Annotated in this window: 22 protein-coding genes; 6 read left to right on the top strand and 16 right to left on the bottom strand. The window is 64.2% G+C overall.

Annotated elements, in window-relative coordinates; genetic code table 11:
* Nucleotides 1-6 precede the first annotated feature (6 nt).
* The 3 genes from rsmA to RFA01S_RS10995 form a co-directional block, all read right to left on the bottom strand.
* Entirely contained in the window at nucleotides 7-882 is an 876-nt protein-coding gene (rsmA, locus tag RFA01S_RS11005) for a 16S rRNA (adenine(1518)-N(6)/adenine(1519)-N(6))-dimethyltransferase RsmA (RefSeq protein WP_032407570.1), read from the bottom strand.
* 28 nt (nucleotides 883-910) lie between these two features.
* The gene (locus RFA01S_RS11000; RefSeq protein WP_027496073.1) at nucleotides 911-2,038 is read right to left on the bottom strand and encodes a resuscitation-promoting factor; all 1,128 of its coding nucleotides are present in this window, start codon (nucleotides 2,036-2,038) and stop codon (nucleotides 911-913) included.
* A 102-nt stretch (nucleotides 2,039-2,140) separates the two neighbouring features.
* On the bottom strand, nucleotides 2,141-2,968 hold the full coding sequence (locus RFA01S_RS10995) for a TatD family hydrolase (RefSeq protein WP_032371220.1): 828 nt from the start codon (nucleotides 2,966-2,968) through the stop codon (nucleotides 2,141-2,143).
* Nucleotides 2,969-2,989: 21 nt separating this feature from the next.
* On the opposite strand from RFA01S_RS10995, the gene metG reads away from it, so the two are divergent.
* Nucleotides 2,990-4,540 (top strand): methionine--tRNA ligase, encoded by a 1,551-nt coding sequence (gene metG, locus RFA01S_RS10990; protein WP_032407571.1) that lies wholly within the window; start codon nucleotides 2,990-2,992, stop codon nucleotides 4,538-4,540.
* A 52-nt stretch (nucleotides 4,541-4,592) separates the two neighbouring features.
* On the opposite strand, the gene RFA01S_RS10985 is transcribed toward metG, so the two are convergent.
* Entirely contained in the window at nucleotides 4,593-5,972 is a 1,380-nt protein-coding gene (locus RFA01S_RS10985; protein ID WP_027496070.1) for a WS/DGAT/MGAT family O-acyltransferase, read from the bottom strand.
* Between the two features lie 187 nt (nucleotides 5,973-6,159).
* Here RFA01S_RS10985 and RFA01S_RS10980 point away from each other — a divergent pair, with 187 nt between their 5' ends.
* Both RFA01S_RS10980 and RFA01S_RS10975 read left to right on the top strand, forming a co-directional pair.
* Nucleotides 6,160-7,164, top strand: a complete 1,005-nt coding sequence (locus tag RFA01S_RS10980) for an alpha/beta hydrolase (RefSeq protein WP_048319455.1) — start codon at nucleotides 6,160-6,162, stop codon at nucleotides 7,162-7,164.
* A gap of 14 nt (nucleotides 7,165-7,178) precedes the next feature.
* On the top strand, nucleotides 7,179-7,607 hold the full coding sequence (locus tag RFA01S_RS10975) for an SRPBCC family protein (protein ID WP_032407572.1): 429 nt from the start codon (nucleotides 7,179-7,181) through the stop codon (nucleotides 7,605-7,607).
* 3 nt (nucleotides 7,608-7,610) lie between these two features.
* Here the strand turns inward: RFA01S_RS10975 and rsmI are convergent, their stop codons facing one another.
* A complete protein-coding gene (rsmI, locus tag RFA01S_RS10970; protein WP_027496067.1) occupies nucleotides 7,611-8,435 on the bottom strand; it encodes a 16S rRNA (cytidine(1402)-2'-O)-methyltransferase in 825 nt (274 codons plus the stop codon).
* A 107-nt stretch (nucleotides 8,436-8,542) separates the two neighbouring features.
* Here rsmI and RFA01S_RS10965 point away from each other — a divergent pair, with 107 nt between their 5' ends.
* Nucleotides 8,543-10,054 carry a dolichyl-phosphate-mannose--protein mannosyltransferase gene (locus RFA01S_RS10965; protein ID WP_032364169.1) on the top strand — a complete coding sequence of 504 codons (1,512 nt, stop codon included), beginning with the start codon at nucleotides 8,543-8,545 and terminating at the stop codon, nucleotides 10,052-10,054.
* Between the two features lie 24 nt (nucleotides 10,055-10,078).
* Here RFA01S_RS10965 and RFA01S_RS10960 read toward each other — a convergent pair whose 3' ends face one another.
* The 3 genes from RFA01S_RS10960 to RFA01S_RS10950 form a co-directional block, all read right to left on the bottom strand.
* Nucleotides 10,079-10,501 (bottom strand): DoxX family protein, encoded by a 423-nt coding sequence (locus RFA01S_RS10960; RefSeq protein ID WP_032407573.1) that lies wholly within the window; start codon nucleotides 10,499-10,501, stop codon nucleotides 10,079-10,081.
* Nucleotides 10,502-10,570: 69 nt separating this feature from the next.
* Complete coding sequence (locus RFA01S_RS10955; protein WP_027496064.1) at nucleotides 10,571-10,939, bottom strand: GntR family transcriptional regulator; 369 nt, start codon at nucleotides 10,937-10,939, stop codon at nucleotides 10,571-10,573.
* 7 nt (nucleotides 10,940-10,946) lie between these two features.
* Nucleotides 10,947-11,615: an SDR family oxidoreductase gene (locus tag RFA01S_RS10950; RefSeq protein ID WP_032385673.1), complete on the bottom strand. Its 669-nt coding sequence runs from the start codon at nucleotides 11,613-11,615 to the stop codon at nucleotides 10,947-10,949.
* 63 nt (nucleotides 11,616-11,678) lie between these two features.
* Here RFA01S_RS10950 and arsC point away from each other — a divergent pair, with 63 nt between their 5' ends.
* On the top strand, nucleotides 11,679-12,026 hold the full coding sequence (gene arsC / locus RFA01S_RS10945; RefSeq protein ID WP_032407574.1) for an arsenate reductase (glutaredoxin): 348 nt from the start codon (nucleotides 11,679-11,681) through the stop codon (nucleotides 12,024-12,026).
* A gap of 13 nt (nucleotides 12,027-12,039) precedes the next feature.
* On the opposite strand, the gene RFA01S_RS10940 is transcribed toward arsC, so the two are convergent.
* The gene (locus RFA01S_RS10940) at nucleotides 12,040-13,278 is read right to left on the bottom strand and encodes an arginine deiminase (protein WP_027496061.1); all 1,239 of its coding nucleotides are present in this window, start codon (nucleotides 13,276-13,278) and stop codon (nucleotides 12,040-12,042) included.
* A gap of 64 nt (nucleotides 13,279-13,342) precedes the next feature.
* On the opposite strand from RFA01S_RS10940, the gene soxR reads away from it, so the two are divergent.
* The gene (soxR, locus tag RFA01S_RS10935) at nucleotides 13,343-13,843 is read left to right on the top strand and encodes a redox-sensitive transcriptional activator SoxR (protein ID WP_027496060.1); all 501 of its coding nucleotides are present in this window, start codon (nucleotides 13,343-13,345) and stop codon (nucleotides 13,841-13,843) included.
* Here soxR and RFA01S_RS10930 read toward each other — a convergent pair.
* The 7 genes from RFA01S_RS10930 to RFA01S_RS27730 all read right to left on the bottom strand — a co-directional run bounded on the left by RFA01S_RS10930 (nucleotide 13,759) and on the right by RFA01S_RS27730 (nucleotide 17,735).
* On the bottom strand, nucleotides 13,759-14,661 hold the full coding sequence (locus RFA01S_RS10930; RefSeq protein ID WP_032407705.1) for an SDR family oxidoreductase: 903 nt from the start codon (nucleotides 14,659-14,661) through the stop codon (nucleotides 13,759-13,761). The genes soxR and RFA01S_RS10930 overlap by 85 nt on opposite strands.
* A gap of 74 nt (nucleotides 14,662-14,735) precedes the next feature.
* Nucleotides 14,736-14,891, bottom strand: a complete 156-nt coding sequence (locus RFA01S_RS27735) for a hypothetical protein (RefSeq protein WP_167329154.1) — start codon at nucleotides 14,889-14,891, stop codon at nucleotides 14,736-14,738.
* A gap of 57 nt (nucleotides 14,892-14,948) precedes the next feature.
* Nucleotides 14,949-15,623, bottom strand: coding sequence for a ScbR family autoregulator-binding transcription factor (locus RFA01S_RS10925; RefSeq protein ID WP_027496059.1), 675 nt, complete (start codon nucleotides 15,621-15,623; stop codon nucleotides 14,949-14,951).
* A 190-nt stretch (nucleotides 15,624-15,813) separates the two neighbouring features.
* Nucleotides 15,814-16,131 carry a GyrI-like domain-containing protein gene (locus tag RFA01S_RS10920; protein ID WP_230597453.1) on the bottom strand — a complete coding sequence of 106 codons (318 nt, stop codon included), beginning with the start codon at nucleotides 16,129-16,131 and terminating at the stop codon, nucleotides 15,814-15,816.
* A gap of 116 nt (nucleotides 16,132-16,247) precedes the next feature.
* Complete coding sequence (locus RFA01S_RS10915) at nucleotides 16,248-16,700, bottom strand: GyrI-like domain-containing protein (RefSeq protein WP_032407575.1); 453 nt, start codon at nucleotides 16,698-16,700, stop codon at nucleotides 16,248-16,250.
* 163 nt (nucleotides 16,701-16,863) lie between these two features.
* Nucleotides 16,864-17,460 (bottom strand): SGNH/GDSL hydrolase family protein, encoded by a 597-nt coding sequence (locus RFA01S_RS10910; RefSeq protein ID WP_238325132.1) that lies wholly within the window; start codon nucleotides 17,458-17,460, stop codon nucleotides 16,864-16,866.
* Nucleotides 17,373-17,735 (bottom strand): hypothetical protein, encoded by a 363-nt coding sequence (locus tag RFA01S_RS27730; RefSeq protein WP_052060761.1) that lies wholly within the window; start codon nucleotides 17,733-17,735, stop codon nucleotides 17,373-17,375. Before RFA01S_RS27730 ends, RFA01S_RS10910 begins: the two co-directional genes overlap by 88 nt.
* Nucleotides 17,736-17,738: the final 3 nt, after the last annotated feature.

Genomic DNA, 17,738 nt, shown 5'->3' with positions numbered 1-17,738 from the left:
GAGACGTCAGGCCTCGGTAGCCGCCAGGCGAACGAACGCAGCCGCGTCGATGGTTTCGCCGCGGGCCGTGGGATCGATTCCGGCCTCACGGAGTCTGCGCTCCGCGGCGACGGGTGATCCGGCCCACCCTGCGAGGGCTGCTCGTAAAGTCTTGCGGCGCTGGGCGAATGAGGCGTCGATGACGGCGAATACCGACTTCCGGTGTGCAGTGTCGGTCGGCCACGGCGGCTCGGCGTATCGATCGATGCGCACCAGCCCCGATTCCACTTTGGGAACCGGCCAGAACACCGAACGGCCTACTGCCCCGGCCCGTTTGACGTCACCGAAGAATCGGGCCTTGACGCTGGGAATGCCGTAGATCTTGCTTCCCGGTACCGCGGCGAGGCGATCGGCAACCTCGGCCTGGACCATCACCACGGCCACCCGCAGGCTGGGTAGCTCCGAAAACAGGTGAATGAGCACAGGCACCGCGACGTTGTACGGCAGGTTCGCCACCAATGCCGTCGGGTGTCCGGGAATGTCCTCGGCCCGTACGCGCAACGCGTCGGCTTCGATGACCGTCAACCGTTCGGCGAGGGTGGGGGCGCGGTCGGCCACCGTGATGGGCAGCCGGGTCGCGAGCTTGGGGTCGATCTCGACCGCGACAACGGCGTCGGCCACATCGAGCAGAGCGAGAGTCAACGATCCGAGGCCGGGACCGACTTCGAGGACGGTGTCCTGAGGTCCGACACCGGCGGAAGCGACGATGCGTCGCACGGTGTTGGCGTCGTGCACGAAGTTCTGGCCGAGTTGTTTGGTGGGACGCACGTCGAGCTCGGCAGCGAGAGAGCGGACTTCGGCAGGACCGAGCAGAGCCGCAGCTCCCCTCACATGTTCGGACACGGTGCGAACTCTACGGGCGGGCAGGTGATCAGCGGTAACCCAGACGCGAGGTGCATGCCGGCCATGCGCCCCAGCCCTGCGACTTCTGCGTCACCGATGCGATGGCGATCTGTTCTTCGCGGGTGGCGAGGTCGGCGCGCGGTGCGTATTTGAGGCCGCCCTGGCGTTCCCAGGTGTTCTGGTCGAATTGCACGCCGCCGTAGAAACCGTTGCCGGTGTTGATGGCCCAGTTGCCGGTTGCCTCGCATTGAGCAAGCGCGTCCCAGATCGCACCGTTCTCCACGGGTGGGACCTCGGTGCCGGGCTTGGCTCCGACTCGAACGGTCTTCGGCTGCGCCGGCACCTTGACCACTTCGTCGATCTTCTCGCGTCCGGCCTCGACCCCGTTGACCATGTTGATCTTCCAGGTGATGTCGGAGACGCCGGGAGCGCCGGGGTTCTCGACGACGGTCTTGCTCATGTTCATCGTCGGATCTTCGATGCGCTGTTCCGGGGCATCGGTGTCGGTGGTCTCGGTCTTGGTGACGGTCCGGTCGCGCGTGACGACGATCTCGGCACCGTCGGTGACGGCGGCATCCGGATCCGGCGACACGGTGTCGGCCTCTTCCAATGGCTTGCCCGCTGCTTCGAGGAATTCGCGCACGGTCGGAGCGGCGAGCGTCACCGGCGTTGCCGGACTGCCTCCGTCGACCAGCGAGACCTGCTTGGGCAGGGCCACGTCCAGTTCGGTGCCGTCGAGGGGCAACCGCTCGGAGCGAGACGCCGACACGTGGACGTCCTCGGCGAGGCCCGTCTGCTGCAGAGCTTCCTCGACCGTCAACGCGGTGGTCCAGATCTCCTCCGGCTTGCCGTCGACGTTCAGGGTGATCTCGCGAGCGCGGCGCAGCACGACGGTGTCGCCGTCACTCAGCCCGGAGTCGGGCGCGGGAACGACCAGATCCTTGTCCGACGGCGTGTAGCCGGCATCGACGAGAGCGCTGTTGACGTCGGTCTTCATCGTGCTCAGCGAAATCATGTCGCCGTCGACGTCGATGGTCACGGTTTTGTGACGGCTCACCGCCATCACGCCCCCGGCGACCAGCGTCATCAACAGGGCCGCGATGACCAGGTAGAGCGTGGTCGAACGAGCGGAGTTGAGGCGTCTGATAGTCGACAAGTTTCGTATTCCTGGCGGTTGCAAGCGTGACTTCGGGGTCGAAACGCCCGAGTTCGGTCACGGTACGGTAACGAATTAGTACCTCCGCCGCAACCCAAGGAGCTACAGCCCGTACACCCGCTCGGCATTCGCCGTGGCATGCGCCGCCAGTTCGGCCGGGTCCTGGCCACGAACCTCGGCCAGTGCCCGGGCGGTGTACGGCAGGCAGTACGGCTCGTTGGGTGCACCGCGAAACGGATGCGGCGTGAGAAACGGAGCATCCGTTTCCACCAGCACCAGCTCGTCGGGCACCAGCACTGCGGCCTCACGCAGCGCATGCGCGTTCTTGAAACTGACCGTCCCCGAGAAGCTGAGAACGTAACCGGCGTCGACGCAGGCCTTGGCGGTCTCGGGCCCGCCGGAGAAGCAGTGGAAGATGACCGTCTCCGGAGCGCCCTCGGCGACCAGGACCGCGAGCAGATCCTCGTCGGCCTCGCGGTTGTGGATCATCAGCGGCTTCCCGAGGCGCTTGGCGAGATCGATGTGCCAGCGAAATCCCTCGTGCTGCTCCGCGACCGTCGCACAGTCGTCGAGCTTGCCGGGCCAGTAGTAGTCCAGACCCGTTTCGCCGATAGCGACGACGCGGGGATCGGCCGCGAGTCGTTCGATCTCGGCCTTCGCTGCGTCGTCGAGCACGTTCGCGCGGGTGGGATGGATCGCGACCGCCGCCCACACCCGTGGATCCCAGGATGCAGCGTCGACGGCGAAGCGCGCGGCGTCGAGGTCGTCGGCGATCGTGACAACCCGGGTGACCCCCACCGACTCGGCGCGATCGACGATCGCGGCCACGCTCGCGGCATCGGTCGCTCCGCAGGCATCGAGGTGGGTGTGGGCGTCGACGAGGGTGCCGACGGCATCGGGCAGCGGTGGCGCGGGACGTTCTCTACTCACGCTGGATAGAGTAGGCGCACCATGACTGCGCCAGCTGATGCCTCACGGCCACCCTTCTACGTCACCACGGCAATCGCGTACCCCAACGGAGCACCCCACATCGGGCACGCGTACGAATACATCGCCACCGACACGATCGCGCGCTTTAAGCGCCTCGATGGCTACGACGTGCGTTTTCTGACGGGAACCGACGAGCACGGCCTCAAGATGCAGCAGACCGCGCAGAACGAGGGCATCGACGTCCGCGAGCTCGCGGCGCGCAATTCCGACGCCTTCCAGGCGGCGCACGATCTGCTGCAGAGCTCCTACGGCCGCTTCATCCGCACCACCGATGCCGACCACCATGCCGCCAGCCAGGAACTGTGGCGACGGATGGAGGCGAACGGCGACATCTACCTCGACTCCTACTCCGGCTGGTACTCGGTCCGCGACGAGGCGTTCTACACCGAGGCCGAGACCACCCTGACCGAGGACGGCTCCCGCGTCGCGACCGAGACGAACACGCCCGTCGAGTGGACCGAGGAGTCGTCGTACTTCTTCCGGCTCTCGCAGTACCAGGACAAACTGCTCGAGATGTACGACGCGTCGCCCGATTTCATCGCGCCGAACACGCGCCGCAACGAGATCGTGAACTTCGTCAAGGGCGGTCTGCGCGACCTGTCGATCTCTCGGACCACATTCGACTGGGGTGTGCCGGTACCCGGCGATCCCGCGCACGTGATGTACGTGTGGGTCGACGCGTTGACCAACTACCTCACCGGTGCGGGTTTCCCCGAGACCGACTCGGAGGCGTACCGGAGGTTCTGGCCCGCCGATCTGCACGTCATCGGCAAGGACATCACGAGGTTCCACACCGTCTACTGGCCTGCATTCCTGATGTCCGCAGGCATCGAGCTACCCAAGCGGGTGTTCGTGCACGGGTTCTTGAATGTCAAGGGCGAGAAGATGTCCAAGTCTCTGGGCAACGTGCTGACCCCCGACTCGTTGGTGGAGAACTACGGCCTCGATCCGGTGCGCTTCTTCTTTCTCCGCGAGGTCTCGTTCGGGCAGGACGGCAGCTACAGCCACGAGGCAATCGTCGCCCGCGTCAATGCCGACCTGTCCAACGAACTGGGCAACCTCGCGCAGCGTTCGCTGACGATGGTGGCGAAGAACCTCGAAGGACAGCTCCCGACACCGGGTGCATTCACCGCCGAGGACGAGGCGATGCTGGCCCGCGCGGACGCGCTGCTGGAGATCTGCCGCCGCGAATTCGACGTGCAGGCAATCCATTCCGCACTCGAAGCGATCTGGTCGGTACTCGGCGAGACCAACCGCTACTTCTCGCTGCAGCAGCCATGGGTGCTGCGCAAGACCGACCCCGATCGCATGGCCACCGTGCTGTACGTGACGATCGAGGTGTTGCGCATCGTGAGCATCCTTGCTCAACCCGTCATGCCCGATTCCGCGTCGCGCATCCTCGACCTGCTCGGGGCTTCGAACCGCGAATTCGCCGACATCGCAACACGTTCGGTGCCCGGCACCGCTCTCCCGGCCCCGACGCCGGTGTTCCCCAAGTACGAGGAGAAGTAAGCCCTTGTGAGTGGAACTTCGTAGCCCACTACGAGGTTCCACTCACATGGGGCTACGCCGCCTTTTCGAGCTCCTCCAACGTGTTCTCCAGATGCGTGAGCATCCGCTGCAGGTGCGGCACACTGCGTCGGCAGCCGATGAGCCCGAAGTTCAGCGAATCGCCGTTGCTGGCGACGGTGATGTTGAGCGCCTGCCCGTCGCACACGATGGACGCCGGGTAGATGCCGTCGAGTTTCGCACCGTTCCAGTAGAGGTCTTCTTTGGAACCCGGCACGTTGGAGATGATCACGTTGAACGGCGGCGGGGTGTAGTCGACGAATCCCGGCACCGGCCCGAACAACAACGGGGCCATGGTGATTGCACCGACGGCAAGCGCCTCGAGGGTGTTGAGCTCCCCCATCATCTGCTTGCCTCGGACGGTGGACTCCTTGATGCGTTCGAGGCGAAGCAGTGGATCGGATTCGTCGGTCCCCAGGTTGCACAGAATGGTCGTCACGGAGTTACCGGCGTCCTTGCTGTCACCCTCCTTGCGCAGCGAGACCGGCACCATGGCGATCAGTGGCTCCTCGGGGAGCGCGTTCTGATCGATGAGGTAGGCACGCAACGCTCCGGCGCACATCGCGAGCACCATGTCGTTCAGCGTTGCATCGAGAGCGGTACCGACCTTACGAATACGCTCGATCGACCAGCTCTCCGCCGCGAAGCGTCGAGCGCCGCCGATGGGCACGTTGAACATTGTCCGCGGTGCCCGCAGCGGTAGCTGTGCGCCTTCTTTCTTCAACGCGCGCAACCCTATTCGCGCGGAGGCAGGGGCGAAGTCCACCAGGTCGCCGGCAATCTTGCGTCCCATGGACAGGCCGCTGCCCAGTTGCGCCAGCCGCCCGGGCTCGGCCTTGTCGACCTTCTTTCTGCCGCGACCGAACAACGACGGGTCCCAGGTCGCCACTCCGCTGCGATCCTCGGGGTCCGTCGAGAGTGTGCGCTGCATGAGCTTCAGCGCGCTGACGCCGTCGACCAGCGAGTGATGCACCTTGGTGTACAACGCAACTCGGCCGTCGGCCAGACCCTCGATGATGTGCAGTTCCCACATCGGCCGGTAGCGATCGAGCGGGGCACTGTGATTGAGCGAGAGAAACTGGAACAGCTCGCGGATGCGTCCCGGCGAGGGCAAGACAGCGCGCCTGACGTGGTACTCGAAGTCGACGTCCTGATCGAAAGCCCACGCGAGAGTTCCCATGATCTGCACCGGGCGGGCCGGCCGCTTGCGGAACAGCTCGTGCACTTCACCAGTGGTGAACTTGCGATGCACTTCCTGTGCGAACTCGTGCGGATCGCCGGGCGGTACGAACAACTCCAGTCCGCCCACGTGCATCGGGTGCTCCCGCGATTCGGCGATCAGAAACATCGATTCGGTGATGGGCATGAGTGCCATGAGCTGTCCTTTTTCCATTTGTTTTATGTCACGGTACGGCACCGAATGTGACTCAGAACACGACCTTACGTGCGCTTACGAAATCCCACCCGCTATTGTCCGTTACCAGGGGTTCCAAACAGAACGGGGATCCGACGCACGGCGCACACGCGCCCTGCAACAGCCAACGGGGATGGAGGCGACGGCTATGAATCCGGCGCTCACCGTAGTGAAAACGTCCGACGCGGCAGCCACTGCGCGCCGCCGCGATATCCGCGGAGCAAGCCTGCAGTCGCAGATCCTGTCCAAATACCTGCAGTTCACCGTGCGCCCGTTCCTGACGGTGTGGGCTCAGGCACCGTCGCTGCCGTGGCCGATGGGTTTGGTCGATTACGCGGGTCTGCTCGTCCCCCAGATCAGCGGCACCACCCGCAGTCGCGTCATGCTCTCCGAATGCGAGGCCGAATGGATTCGGGCCGAGGGCAGCGGAACCGATCGTGTCGTTCTGTACATGCACGGCGGCGCCTTCGTGTGCTGTGGACTGCGGACTCATCGGCGGATGACGTCACGCGTCTCCAAGAGCGTCGACGGCGCAGTTCTGTCGGTGAATTACCGCATGATGCCGCGTAACCCGATCGCACACGCCGTCGAGGACGGGGTCGACGCCTACCGCTTCCTCCTCGATTCCGGCTATCGCCCGGACCAGATCATCATGGGCGGGGATTCGGCGGGCGGATATCTCGCTTTCATGGTCACCTTGGCTCTGCGTACCGTCGGCCTTCCGGCACCTGCCGGCATCTTCACGATGTCGCCGCTGACCGACATGGATCCCACCGGCAAGCTGACTCACGAGAACGCCAAGAAGTGTTCGGTGTTTCCGTCCAACGCCGTTCCCGCACTGACCGCCCTCGCCGATCGGGTCGACGCACGGATCGTCATCGAAGGTGAACGCGGCCCTCGGGTCTCACCGGTCGACGGTGATCTCGCCGGCCTGCCGCCGGTGCTGATCCAGGTCGGATCGACCGAAATGGTCTATGCCGACGCCGAACTCATGGCGGAGCGCCTCGCCGTCGCCGGCGTCGACTGCGAACTACAGGTCTTTGAGGATCAGGTGCACGTGTTCCAGGCCGCCGATTTCGTTCCCGAAGCGCGTCGCGCACTACGCGCCATCGGCGAGTTCGCCCGTAACGTCAGCCCCAGTACAGAAAGCTGAGATACCTTCTCCCCATGGCAGTCACAGTGAACAAGTCCGTCGACATCGAGGCGGACGCAGCGAAAATTCTCGACGTCCTCGCCGATGTCGAAGGCATCCCCTCGTGGTCTCCCGTGCACAAGAAGTGCGAGGTGGTCGACCGCTTCGACGACGGTCGGCCGAACCACGTCAAGATGAAGGTCTCGATCATCGGTATCAACGACGAGCAATTGGTCCAGTACACCTGGAGCGAGAACGAGGTGTCGTGGAGCTTGGTGGAGAGCACCCAGCAGAAGGCCCAGGAAGGCCGATACACGTTGACGCCCAAGGGTAACGGGACGCACGTCGAATTCGAGCTGACCGTCGACCCGAAGGCTCCCCTGCCCGGCTTCCTCGTCAAGAAGGGCACCAAGACCATTCTCGAGGCAGCGACCGAAGGGCTACGCCAGCACGTGGTGGGCTGAGCCTCACTGATCCTTGCGGGCAGCGAGAACGGCCTCGTACACCTCGCGCTTGGACACGCCTGCGACGGCCACCTGAGCGCAGGCGTCCTTCAACCGCATGCCCGACGCCACCAGCGATTCCACCTCGGCCACGAGATCCTCGGGTTCCTCGGCGACGGCGACCGCTCCTTCGAGTACGACGGTGATCTCACCGCGCACTCCGTCACGTGCCCAGTCGAGCAGCTCCCCCAGTCCGCCGCGGCGGACCTCCTCGTAGGTCTTGGTGAGCTCTCGGCACACCGCAGCGCGGCGGTCGGGGCCGAGAACGTGCACCGCGTCCTCGAGACACGCGACGAGCCGATGCGGGGCCTCGAAGAAGACGATGGCACGCGGTTCGGCGAGCACCGACTGGAAATACGTGCGCCGCTGTCCCTGCTTGCGCGGGGCGAATCCGTCGAAGCAGAAGCGCTCCACCGGCAGCCCCGACAGTGCGAGGGCGGTCGTGACGGCCGACGGTCCGGGCAGGCAGGTCACCGGCAGGTCGGCGTCGACGCAGGCCGCGACCAACCGGTAGCCCGGATCGCTCACCGACGGCATGCCCGCGTCGGTCACCAGCAGTACGGTCTTTCCCTCGGCGACGGCCTCGACCAGTGCGGGTAGCCGCGCCGTTTCGACCTGGTCGTAGAAACTGACGACCCTGCCCCCGATCGTCACGCCGAGGGAGGACGCCAGTTGTTTGGTGCGTCGGGTGTCTTCGGCGGCCACGACATCGGCACTACCGAGGGCATCACGCAGGCGCTGCGAGGCATCTCCGACGTCTCCCATCGGGGTGGCAGCAAGGATGAGCATGTCTCCAGTGTCTCCCATGCGGTGCAGCGGCCTGCCGCCCACTCCGGAACACCGCCTACGATCGGTACGTGACCTTGCTGACCTCTGAGCGCTCCGGCGACCGGTCGATGGTCAGTCCCGGGCCCACTGTTGCCGCGCGCGACTGGTTCCACGACACCGATGTACGACGCGGCTGGATCGTCACCCTCGTCGTCACCGCCATCTGTGCGATCACCCGCTTCACGATGTTGCGGTACCCCACCGACGCCGGAACGCCGGTGTTCGACGAGAAGCACTACGCACCGCAGGGTTATCAGGTGCTCACCGGCGGCGGGCTCGAGGACAATCCGGCCTACGGACTGGTGGTGCACCCGCCGGTCGGCAAGCAGCTGATCGCCGTCGGCGAGGCGTTGTTCGGCTACAACGGTTGGGGATGGCGTTTTTCGTCCGCGGTCGCCGGAACGCTGTTGGTACTGCTGGTGATTCGCATCGTCCGACGCCTCACCCACTCGACGCTCATCGGTGCGATCGCAGGCATTCTGCTCATCGTCGACGGTGTGACGTTCGTCAGCAGCCGCATCGGCATGCTGGACATCTTTCTGGCCCTGTTCGTCACTGCTGCTCTGGGTTGCCTGGTCGTCGACCGCGACGACGTGCGAAAGAGACTGTGGACGGTCCGAGCCGAGGGCCGCATGGACGTCAGCGATCTCGGCCCTCGAATGGGTGTGCGGTGGTGGCGTTTCGGCGCCGGCGTCATGCTGGGTCTCGCATGTGGCACCAAGTGGTCGGGTCTGTATTTCATCGCGTTCTTCGGCTTGCTGAGCGTGGCGTTCGACCTGGCTGCTCGTCGCTCGTACGGGGTTCGCCGACCGTGGCGGGGAACTGCGGTGCGCGACATCGGACCCGCGCTGTACGCGCTGGTGATCGTTCCGATCGCCGTGTACCTGATGACGTACTGGGCGTGGTTCACCTCCGAGACCGGTGTCGACCGACACGAGGTTGGCAACGGGATCGGATTCGGCGGACCGTTCTCCTTCGTCCCCGGTGCCCTGCGGTCGCTCTGGTACTACAGCGGCAGTGTGCTCGATTTCCATGAGGGACTGACCAATTCGGCAGGTAATCGGCACCCGTGGGAATCCAAGCCGTGGACGTGGCCGATGGGCCTACGCCCCATGCTGTACTACTTCGCCGACGGCGAGAGCGTGTCGGGTTGCTCGGCGTCGTCGTGCGTGAAGGCGATCATGCTGATCGGTACGCCCGCGATGTGGTGGTTGGCTTTGCCGATGCTCGCCTGGACGCTGTGGTCCGTTCTGGTACGACGAGATTGGCGCTACGCCACTGTTCTCGTCGGTTACGGTGCCGCACTGTTGCCCTGGTTCGCGACCCTCGACCGGCAGATGTACTACTTCTATGCGGTGGCGCTCGCGCCGTTCATGGTGATGGGCTTCGCACTGGTACTGGGCGACATCATCGGAAAAGCGAGCGCCTCGGCCGAGAGACGCGGTACCGGACTGCTTCTGGTGTGCCTGTACATCGCGGTGGTGATCGCCAACTTCGTGTGGCTGTGGCCGATCCTCACCGCGATGCCGATCACCCCGCAGATGTGGCAGGAACAATTGTGGTTACCGAGTTGGCGCTGACAGCCCCACCCGGATCGCTACCGACTACTGCAGAATTGCGGTCTTGCCCTTGGTGATTCCGTCGATGCTGATGCGACCGGCACCGAACGCCGCGAGCATCAGTGCGCCGACGCCGAGAGCGACGACGAGCTCGTAGCCGTTCTCGGTGGCGAACACCCCGTGCTCGAAGTGGACGAGGAATGCAGCTCCCAACATGTCGGCGAACAGCAGCAGACCGGCGATCGGGGTGAAGATGCCGAGAACCAATGCGCCGCCGCCGATGAGCTCGACGAACGTTGCGAAGTAGGCAGACGCCGTGGGTACCGGAATGTTCATCGCCTCGAAGCTGGCAGCGGTGCCGTCGAGGCCGAAGGTATTGAGCTTCTGCCACCCGTGGGCGATGAAGACGACTCCCAGGCCGATACGAGCTACGAGGGCGACGGCGTCACGGACGAGTGTTGAGTTCATTGATAGGCATCCTTCTGGCGCGGCTGAATGGGCAGCACCACCCTGACAGAAGGAGGTTGAAGCGTCAACTTACCGGCCGCCTGCCCCTTTCAGAGCAGCTTCGAGGAACGTTCGCGCCTGGTCGTCGTCGAGACCGATAGATCTGACGGCCCGGACGAATTCCGTTGCGGCCCTGGCTGCAATATCTCGTGACGGGTCGCCGCCGGACGCCACGAACGATCCGGACCTACCCCGCGTCTCGATGATTCCCTGCTGTTCGAGCTCCCGGTAGGTCTTCGCCACCGTGTTCGGCGCGATCTTCAGCTCTTCGGCAAGCCCACGTACCGTGGGGATCTTTGTTCCGGCGATGAGATCCCCGGACCGCACCAATCCCAGAATCTGCATCCGCAATTGCTCGAACACCGGGGTCGTGTTCGACGGATCGATGCTTACGCGCACGATCGCCTCATCGAACCGCGTCGACAGCGTCGGCGATGGACGTCGATCCGGATGTGAGCATCAGCGTTTTGCCGATAGCACTGCCGGTGTCGATCAGACGGGCGACGACCGCTGCCACGTCGGCACGGGTCACCTCGCCGGGGTCGAGTGGAGGCTCGGTGAGCGAAACCGAGTCCGTCGCATCCTCGTCGGTCAGCTTGCCGGGGCGAAGAACGGTCCAATCCAAGCCCGTGCGGGACGAAACATCTTCTTCTGCAGCAGTTTTGGCCCGGATGTATGCTTTCCATCCCTCGTCGAGGTCGTCCGCGACCGGCTCACCGGCCCCGAAGGAACTGATCAGCACGTAGCGGCGAACGCCGGCCTTCTCGGCGGCATCGGCCAACAACACCGCACCGGCCCGGTCGACGGTGTCCTTGCGCTCGGGACCGCTGTTGGGACCAGCACCGGCCGCGAACACCACTGCGTCGGCACCGGAGAGAACGTCGGCCAACTCGTCGACGGACGCAGACTCCAGATCGATGACCTGCGGCAGCGCACCGAGGGCCGTGACGGCATCGACGTGATCGCTGTTGCGAATGAGCGACACAGCGCGGTCACCGTGCGCCGTGAGAACCTGCGTGAGATGTTGGGCGATCTGGCCGTGCCCACCTGCAATGACAATGCGCTTGTCGGTCATGCGACTACTCCCGTTCCTGACGTGATCTGTCGCGTTGGCTACCCGCGTGACAGGATTGCAAACATGACCCGGGCCGCAACCATCTATCACAACCCACGCTGCAACACCTCCCGCACCGTTCTGAAGATGATCGAGGATGCGGGCATCGTCCCCCAGGTCGTCAAGTACCTCGAGACGCCGCCGACCGAAGACGAACTCCGCACGCTGCTCGCCGACGCGGGACTCGCACCACGTCAGGCTGTTCGCACCCGCGAGAGCATCTATAAAGAACTCGAACTGGCGGTGGCCGACGACGAGACCTTGATCGCGGCGATGGCGGCGCACCCCATTCTGATCGAACGCCCGATCGTGGTCACCGACAAGGGAACCGTGCTGGCTCGCCCCTCCGACAAGGTCCTTGCCGTCCTGTAGAAACGCCTGTCCGTCAGAGCCTTTCGCGCGACACCGGGCACGACATACACCGAGGGCCACCCCGGCCCGAGCCCAACTCGGACCCGGAGATTCGCAACACCTCGATGCCCGACGCCTCGAGCCGCGCATTGGTCTCGACGTTGCGCTCGTAGGCGACGACCACCCCCGGGGAGATGGCGAGGGTGTTGTTGCCGTCGTCCCATTGCTCGCGTTCGGCGGTCACATGATCGAGTCCGGTGTCGATCAACCGGAGTTTGCCGATTCCCATCGCATCGGCGGCGGCTTCGAGGAACGGGTCGGCACCGCGAATACTGACGCCCGCATCCTCGCGGTGAATCGTGAACGCGGACAACGTGTCCTGAATAGCCGGATACATCACGACCGCGTCGGTGTCGACCATGGTGCAGACGGTGTCCAGATGCATGGACGCACGCTCCTGCGCGATCGGCACCACCAACACGCTGTGCGCCAGATCGTCCTCGAAGAGACTGCGTGCCAACGCTTCTGCGCCCGCAGGGGTGGTGCGCTCCCCCACACCCACCGCGACCACTCCAGGAGCGAGCAGCAACACGTCACCGCCTTCGACCGGAGCGGTACGGGATTCGTACGCACGTCGCACGCCTTTGAACATGGGATGGAATGCGTAGATCAAGTCGGTCAGCGACGTTTCCCGTACTCGCGCAGGCAAGGCCAGGGAGGTGATCGCCACTCGGTTGTCGATCCAGAACGACGAGTCACGGGTGAACAGCAGGTTGGGCAGCGGATCGATGACGAAGTCGCCCCCGTGATGCATGCGGCGAACCAGCGAGGCACCACTGGGCTCGGCCTCACCGGACTCGGCTTCGAGCAACTCGTCGAATGTCATGCCCGCCATCAGGATCTGGGCCAGTTCGGCTGCCGGGATACCGCGCAGGTACTGGGCGAGATCCTCGGCGAGCGCCCGTCCGAGCCGGCGGGCGTCGACGGCAGCCGAGATGCCCTGCATCCGAGCGGCACCGCTGACCGTCATCGCTTCGGTGAGGAGTTCGCCCAGCAGCAGCACCGTCACGCCGCGGCTGCGCAGCAGCTCCGCGAACGCATCGTGCTCGTCCTGTGCCCGGTCCACCCACGGCAATCCGTCGAACAGCAGTTGGTCGTTGTTTCTCGGAGTCAGGCGCCGCAGCTCGTCGCCCGGGCGGTGCAGCATCACAGTGCGGAGCACACCTACCTCGGAATTGGCTCCCAACGGGCCCGCAGCGGAGTCGACGCTCATGAACGAACGGTAAACCCATTCGTCGTTCAGCGCTGGCATCCGGACCTGAAGTAATGTCGAGGTCGTGCCGATGCCCGAGTGGAACGTCCGTGAACTGACTCCAGGCCAGCTGTCGGAGCGCAGCGGCGTCGCCGTGTCCGCGTTGCATTTCTACGAGAAGCAGGGCTTGATCAGCAGTCGACGAACATCGGGCAACCAGCGCAGGTTTCACCGCGAGACTTTGCGCAGAGTGGCGTTCATTCGTATCTCGCAGAAGGTGGGAATCCCTCTCGCGACCATCCGTCAGGCGTTGAGCGAACTTCCGGACGAGCGAACGCCCACCCGCGAGGACTGGGCCAGGCTGTCGACGCGGTGGCATCGCGAACTGGACTCGCGTATCGAGCAGTTGGTTCGCTTACGGGACGATCTGACCGGGTGCATCGGCTGTGGTTGTCTGTCGTTGGCCGGCTGCGCTCTGGCCAACCCGCACGACCGGCTCTCCTACTCCGGCCCCGGTGCCCGCACACTGGACGTCGACTTCGACGCCCCGTCGGTGCGACGCGGCTCGAGCAGTTTGGAGAACTGATCGTTCGCTCGTTGCAGCACGAACTCGTACGGTGGCGCGAACTTTCGCGAGATCCAGTAACCGAAGCGAATGTCGTTGGAGGAGTACACGAGGTACTTGCGTTTGGCGATACCGGCGAGAATCGCATCGGCCACGACCGACGGTTCGACAGCACGCTTCTCGAACCGGTGCTGCAGCTTCTGCACCCGAGGATCGTCTCGATCGATACCGGCGATCTGCAGCGTCTGCACCAGGCCGGTCTTGACCCCACCGGGCACGACGAGGCTGACGCCGATTCCGTGACGTTTGAGGTCGTATCGAAGAACTTCGGACACGCCACGAAGGCCGTACTTGCTGGCGCTGTACGCAGCGTGCCAGGGCAAAGGAATCAATCCCGCCGCGGACGAGACGTTGACCAGATGCCCACCGCGGCCCGCCTCGATCATCGGCGGGAGGAATTTCTCGATGACATGGATGGGACCCATGAGATTGACATCGACCATGGACTTCCAATGCCGATGCTCCAGATTCTCGACGGTGCCCCACGCCGAGATGCCCGCGACGTTCATCACGACGTCGAGGCTGCCGAACTCGGCGTGAATATCGTCCGCGAAGGCGGTGACCGCTTCGAAATCGGAGACGTCGAAGGGCAAGGAGTGGCTGACCGTTCCGCCCGCTCGACCGACCAGGTCCACGGTCTCGGCAAGCCCGGAGGCGTTGATGTCGGTCAGGAACAGTTCAGCTCCCACAGCTGCAGCCGCGATGGCCGTCGCCCGGCCGATTCCGCTGCCCGCTCCCGTGATCAACGTCTTCTTGCCGCGCAGATCGTATGTAGCCATCGAAGCTTGTTCCCCCACCGGTTGCCACGTGTCAGGTCGATTCCGACCCTACGCGGTGACGACCGACAGGGCCGTCACAATCTCTGCGACATCTCGTCTCGGTAATCGGCGACGGTGTTCTCGATACGCGTCGCCTCGTCGTCGGCACCTCGCTTTCGCGCATCGTCCGCGCGGTGCTGCAGAGTGCCGATCGCTTTCCGGAGCTCGTTGTCCGACATCCTGTGTTCCATGTCACACAGTGTGCGCCTCACGTCGGCGTGCAGCAAGCACCCCGGGCGACGAGAACGTCAGACGGTGACCGAGCTCGAATCGATGTTCTCGCGCACGAAGCTCGAGAGGCTGCGAGCTGCGAATTCGCGGAAGTAGGCCAGCTTGTCGGCAGGCACCAACGACGGCAGCACGGTGTTCCACACCTTCTCCATACGCGACGGCGCATCCTCCAGACGCGACTGCGCCTCGGACACCATCAGAACTCCGGCCAGCATTTCGCACACCAGCAGCGCCGCGTTGCCTGCGTCCAGGTGGTCGGCGACGTCGCCGTGCTCGATGGCCCGCTCGAAAAGATGCTCGAAGATGTTGCCCCAGGTGCCGAACACGCTTCCGCGAGCGGTGTCGGACCCGTCGATCTCCATCTGCAACCTGTACATCACACGAACGAGCGGATCCGACGCTGCCAGTTCGAGAACCGAGTACGAGATTCCGATGACGGACTCGAGGGCTGGGCTGCGGCTGTCCACCAGCCCCGCGCAGGCCGTGGACACGCGCTCGTGACCTTCGTCGACGATGGCGCGAGCGAGTTCTTCCTTGGACGCGAAATGGAAGTACAGCGCGCCCTTGGTCACGCCGGACTGCGCCGACACCTGACTCAGCGTGGCATTGGCATGCCCGACGTCGAGGAAGAGATCTGCTGCAGCGCGCAGCGCCGCCGCGCGAGTGGCTTCGGCCCTGAGTTGTCTCACCATGTTGCTACACCCCTGCTCAGTCGATCCTGCGATGACATCGACACCTTGTGGTCCGCGCTGGCTCCCGGGTGCTGAACCCACGAACTCGAATTCACGTTCCCTATACGGGCTTGTCAGCGCTCGCCAATAGTAACCGGTTCGTCGGCGATTTTGTGATTCGAAAGTGACAAATACATGAAGAAGACCTCGTTTACAAAACGATCGAAACGAAAAGTTCCACTTCTCCAGCATTCGTAACGACTTCTACTTCCTCGGCGTAAGCACGGAATAGCGTCCCGGATCGAACGCATTCGTCGACTTGCGCCCAGACGTCTTCGATCGGATCCGCGAGACCACCACTGGGCACGAACACTGCAAACACACCAGTCGGTATGGATACGAACACATCTCCCACAGCGACGTCACTCGGCGAGTCCAGCGGGACACCGACGAGTGCATTGACGGTGCCGTGCGCATCGGGGACATACACGGTGGCCACCTCCGTGGCATCGATGTTCTTCTCGCGCACGCGATCTCGGAGGAATCCCATCCATTCGCTGCAACTGGCCTCGGCACCGGGCTCCACCCGCGGTGCCACCAACCCACCGAACAATTCGGCACTGCGCGCGGTGATCCGAAAGCTCATCACGAACCGCCGGGCTGCGTGATGGCCAAATACAGGTCGACTTTGTAGGCGTGCGGGTAGCACTCGTAATCACCGGTGAACGATCGCACTATCTCCCCGTTCTCCTCGGCGTGATCGATCTGATTCCACAATCGAGTGAGAACGTCGGGAAAATAACCCACCGCGGAGAATCGGGCATATTTTGCAGACGGCACTTTTGCGATCAAATGCCCACGCGTCACCTGCGCGAGCGACGAGCACTGGTAACCGACTATCTGTGTATTGTACGATCCGATTCCAGGGGCGAAGTCCGTGTAGATCGACGCAAGCGGTCCGGCAGTCTCCTGATTGAGCACGGCGGACCACGCCTGGTTGAGGGCAGGATCGTTCAACCGCCCGAGTGCTCGTTTGGGACTGCGAACGGGGAGACCGGCGACCCACGTTTCGGGGAGGTCGACGATCTCGAACGACATTCACACTCCGTATGGAAGTTGCAGGGGCAGATCCAGCGCTCGGATCGTCGGTTCACGATATAACCCGTCAATCTACCGGGCCGACCGGTACGCAGATGATCGTTTGTTCAACAGGATGTGTCACTGGGTCTTGTCCCCGCGCATTGTGACCGACGACGCGACGTCACCGACCGATTGCGTCGAGCACCAATCCCGCCATCGCAGCGCTGCCCAGCGGGGTCGGATGCAAGAACGGTGTCGGACCGAACGTCATCGAGCCCGTGAACCAGCGCTCGGAAATCGGTGCGCATGCGTCGTGGCCGACGGCCGGCCCCGCCACATCGACGAATGTCGCCCCATGCCTGACGGCACTGTCTCGAAGCACGGAATCGAACCGGACGAAGAAGTCCTGCACGAACGCCGCGTCGGCACCGTGCAGATTCGAGTCCGGGAAACAGCCCTGATGGTCGAAGTAACCACCGTGACCGACCAGCACGACGACGGCGAGTGGTGAACGCTGCGTAATGGCGTCGAGGACCCCGTCCAACACCGGCCCCAGCTGCCCGAGCCTCTGATCGATCTCCTGGAGGACCACGGGGTTGTTCCGGCACCGAGGATCTTCCTGCGGCACAGGTTGCAGGCACGGCCCGATCAACTGCGCCCAATTCAGGTCGTTGCCGCCTATCGAGAGGGTCACCAGCGTCGTATGAGGCCGCAGCGCATCGATCTGAACCGGGACACGATGAGGCAGTGGCGTGTACGTGCTCTGCGGCGTGGACACGACGTGTGCGCTCGTCGCCCCGTGCACGCCACGCTGGCGAAGGACACAGGGTGCAGTGCGCTCGCGATCATGGCCGGATACGCCGCGTCGGATCGTCCACAACCGTCTCCGCCGGCATAGGACAACCACGCGGGCCCGGCGGCCCTGGAGTCGCCCAGAGCGACGTAGTGGACGGGGTTGTCGACGACGACGTCCGCCGACGCAGTCCCGACGAGCTGTCCCGTCAGCAGAGACACGGCAAGACCGACGACGAACGTCCGAACATCGAAGCGCACGAC

This window comes from Rhodococcoides fascians NBRC 12155 = LMG 3623 (assembly GCF_001894785.1).
Lineage (GTDB): Bacteria > Actinomycetota > Actinomycetes > Mycobacteriales > Mycobacteriaceae > Rhodococcoides > Rhodococcoides fascians.
This window is presented reverse-complemented; position numbering and strand designations above follow the sequence as displayed.

What these genes read in the sequence shown, in the direction of transcription:
- metG (WP_032407571.1), top strand. Translation starts at nt 2,990, where the DNA reads ATGACTGCGCCAGCTGATGCCTCACGGCCACCCTTCTACGTCACCACG.
- RFA01S_RS10985 (WP_027496070.1), bottom strand. Translation starts at nt 5,972, where the DNA reads ATGGCACTCATGCCCATCACCGAATCGATGTTTCTGATCGCCGAATCG.
- RFA01S_RS10980 (WP_048319455.1), top strand. Translation starts at nt 6,160, where the DNA reads ATGAATCCGGCGCTCACCGTAGTGAAAACGTCCGACGCGGCAGCCACT.
- RFA01S_RS10975 (WP_032407572.1), top strand. Translation starts at nt 7,179, where the DNA reads ATGGCAGTCACAGTGAACAAGTCCGTCGACATCGAGGCGGACGCAGCG.
- rsmI (WP_027496067.1), bottom strand. Translation starts at nt 8,435, where the DNA reads ATGCTCATCCTTGCTGCCACCCCGATGGGAGACGTCGGAGATGCCTCG.
- RFA01S_RS10965 (WP_032364169.1), top strand. Translation starts at nt 8,543, where the DNA reads ATGGTCAGTCCCGGGCCCACTGTTGCCGCGCGCGACTGGTTCCACGAC.
- RFA01S_RS10960 (WP_032407573.1), bottom strand. Translation starts at nt 10,501, where the DNA reads ATGAACTCAACACTCGTCCGTGACGCCGTCGCCCTCGTAGCTCGTATC.
- RFA01S_RS10950 (WP_032385673.1), bottom strand. Translation starts at nt 11,615, where the DNA reads ATGACCGACAAGCGCATTGTCATTGCAGGTGGGCACGGCCAGATCGCC.
- arsC (WP_032407574.1), top strand. Translation starts at nt 11,679, where the DNA reads ATGACCCGGGCCGCAACCATCTATCACAACCCACGCTGCAACACCTCC.
- RFA01S_RS10940 (WP_027496061.1), bottom strand. Translation starts at nt 13,278, where the DNA reads ATGAGCGTCGACTCCGCTGCGGGCCCGTTGGGAGCCAATTCCGAGGTA.
- RFA01S_RS10930 (WP_032407705.1), bottom strand. Translation starts at nt 14,661, where the DNA reads ATGGCTACATACGATCTGCGCGGCAAGAAGACGTTGATCACGGGAGCG.
- RFA01S_RS27735 (WP_167329154.1), bottom strand. Translation starts at nt 14,891, where the DNA reads ATGGAACACAGGATGTCGGACAACGAGCTCCGGAAAGCGATCGGCACT.
- RFA01S_RS10925 (WP_027496059.1), bottom strand. Translation starts at nt 15,623, where the DNA reads ATGGTGAGACAACTCAGGGCCGAAGCCACTCGCGCGGCGGCGCTGCGC.
- RFA01S_RS10915 (WP_032407575.1), bottom strand. Translation starts at nt 16,700, where the DNA reads ATGTCGTTCGAGATCGTCGACCTCCCCGAAACGTGGGTCGCCGGTCTC.